Source organism: Arthrobacter sp. Y3223164, from assembly GCF_059091005.1.
This window is the reverse complement of sequence record NZ_JBNHGF010000802.1, coordinates 1-543: the sequence shown is the minus strand read 5'-3', so window position 1 is coordinate 543 and position 543 is coordinate 1. Positions and strand designations below refer to the sequence as shown.

At 71.8% G+C, this 543-nt stretch carries 1 protein-coding gene; it reads left to right on the top strand.

The features are described from left to right. Nucleotides 1-144: 144 nt before the first annotated feature. Nucleotides 145-543: phosphotransferase (locus AC5RUJ_RS18100; protein WP_494156500.1), on the top strand; the 399-nt coding region annotated here is incomplete at its 3' end.

Below are 543 nucleotides of genomic sequence, written 5' to 3'. Positions count from 1 at the left end.
GCCGGCGCCGACATCGGGCCGGTTCCGCTGGCCTAGCGGACCCGGGCCGACATCGGGCCGGTTCCGCTGGACTACCGGACCGGGTACGACAGCCTTCGCCGCCGGCGGGGCCACGCCCGCCGATTAAGGGGAGTACGGAAACAGATGGCTTCGATGCCTGCTGCCGAAATCGACATCAGTAACGACCTGGTGCAGCGGTTGCTCTCGGACCAGTTCCCGGACCTCGCCCGGCTGCCACTGGTGCGGGTGGCCAACGGGCGGGACAACGTGACGTTCAAACTCGGAGCCGATCTGGCCGTCCGGCTGCCGCGCCGGACCGCGGCAGGGGATCTGGTGCTGCATGAACAGCAGTGGCTCCCGTCCCTGGCCCGGGAGCTGCCCCTCGCCGTGCCGGCCCCGACGCGCCGCGGCAGCTCGACGTCGTACTATCCCTGGTCCTGGTCGGTAGTGCCGTGGCTGGAGGGCCGGGCTGCCTGGCGCCTTCAGCCGGAGGAACGGCGATCGCTGGCCCCGGGGCTGGCGGCGTTCGTGGCCGCGCTGCAC